Source organism: Clostridium gallinarum (genome assembly GCF_014836325.1).
GTDB classification, from domain to species: Bacteria; Bacillota; Clostridia; order Clostridiales; family Clostridiaceae; genus Clostridium; species Clostridium gallinarum.
The window spans coordinates 1-1,877 of record NZ_JACSQZ010000124.1; the positions used below are offsets into that span (position 1 = coordinate 1).

The 1,877-nt window shown below is 28.0% G+C and carries 1 protein-coding gene; it reads left to right on the top strand.

Annotated features, from left to right (window positions below; genetic code table 11):
- Nucleotides 1-97 precede the first annotated feature (97 nt).
- Nucleotides 98-1,726 (top strand): IS1182 family transposase, encoded by a 1,629-nt coding sequence (locus H9660_RS16080; protein WP_191751378.1) that lies wholly within the window; start codon nucleotides 98-100, stop codon nucleotides 1,724-1,726.
- Nucleotides 1,727-1,877: the final 151 nt, after the last annotated feature.

Below are 1,877 nucleotides of genomic sequence, written 5' to 3' on the forward strand. Positions count from 1 at the left end.
GGGGCTGTCGCACTAAAGAATTAGTGCACAGCTCCTTTTTTGCAAAAAAATAAATCCCAAACTTTAAAAGTTTAGGATTTATGATAAAATATTTTTTATGCAAAACCAAAATATTTTACAAAAGAATTATACTTTAAATCAGAAGGTTTATCAACTAAAACTTCCTTTTAATATAGATTGCATAATTCCAGAGAATGACTCTGTGCGACTACTAAGCCAGTTTGTGGAGGAGATGGATTTAACTGAGCTATATTCTACTTATTTTAGAATAAGAGAAAATCAAGTATCGCCAACGAAGATGCTGAAAATTATGCTATATGCCTACATGAATGGAATTTATTCAACAAGAGATATAGAAAAATCATGTCATAGAGATATAAATTTCAGATTTTTATTAGAAGGGGCATCCGCTCCGGATCATTCGACTTTTGCAAGATTTAGAAGCTTACACTTTGCCCAATGTTCTCAAAAATTTTTAGCACAAATGAGTAATTTCCTTTATGAGATTGGAGAAATATCAGGAAAGACAATTTTTATTGATGGAACAAAAATAGAAGCTTCCTCTAATAAATATACTTTTGTATGGAAAAAAGCTGTTACAAAAAATATGGCAAAGTTATTAATTAAAATTGCCGACCTTGTAAAAGAATGTGAAAGTCTTTATGGAATAAAAATAATTTATAAGGATAAAGTTCAAATTAAACACGTAAAGAAGCTTAGGAAAAAGCTTTATGAGATAAAAAAGGCTGAAGGAATAACTTTCGTCCACGGATGTGGTAAAAGAAAAACTAGTTTACAAAAATCTATAGAAAGTCTAGAAGAATATCTTTCTAAACTTAAAGAATACACTAAAAAAGTATACACTTGCGGAGATAGAAATAGTTATTCAAAAACTGATACTGATGCTACATTTATGAGAATGAAAGAAGATTCTATGAAAAATGGACAACTTAAACCAGCTTATAATGTACAGCATGGTGTAGATGCTGAATATATAACTTGGCTTACTGTAGGACATCAGCCAACAGATACAACTACATTAATACCATTTTTAAATAGTATGGAAGAAAATTTAAGTTTTAAATATTTAAAAGTAGTTGCTGATGCCGGATACGAAAGTGAAGAAAATTACTCTTTTATAGAAGAGAATAATCAAATAGCTTTCATAAAACCTGCAAATTATGAAATATCTAAAAAAAGAAAACATAAAAATGATATTAGTAAAATAGAAAATATGGCTTATGATTTAAAAAATGATTTGTTTGTATGTAAAAACGGTAGAAAATTAAAAGCAACTAATTCTAAATTAAGAAAATCAAAAACCGGTTATGAGAGTGAAAAAACAATCTATGTATGTGATGATTGTAGTAATTGTCTTTATAAAAGTAAATGTATTAAAGGAAATAATTCCAAAATACCATTAGAAGAAAGAACTAAAAAATTTGAGACTTCAAAAAAATTTAATAGACAAAGAAAAGAAACTCTAGAAAGAATTATCACAGATGAAGGGACTTTACTTAGAATGAATAGAAGTATTCAAGCCGAAGGATCTTTCGCGGTAATAAAACAAGATATGAATTTTAGAAGATTTATGTGTCGTGGACAAAAAAATGTATTATCAGAAAGTATATTACTTGCGATGGCATACAATGTAAATAAATTACATAATAAAATACAATCTAACCGAACTGGCAAGCATTTATTTGAGTTAAAGAAAAGTGCATAAGTTAATTTTAAAAAGCCTTTTTTATCGAGGTTTATTTAAGTGCGTCTATTTTTAAAAAAATCTAATTCTAATTAAGAATATACAATCAATCCATTGTAAATGAAAAGAAAGGAGCTTCGCTAGCGAATTTTTTATCCGCTAATGCGACAGC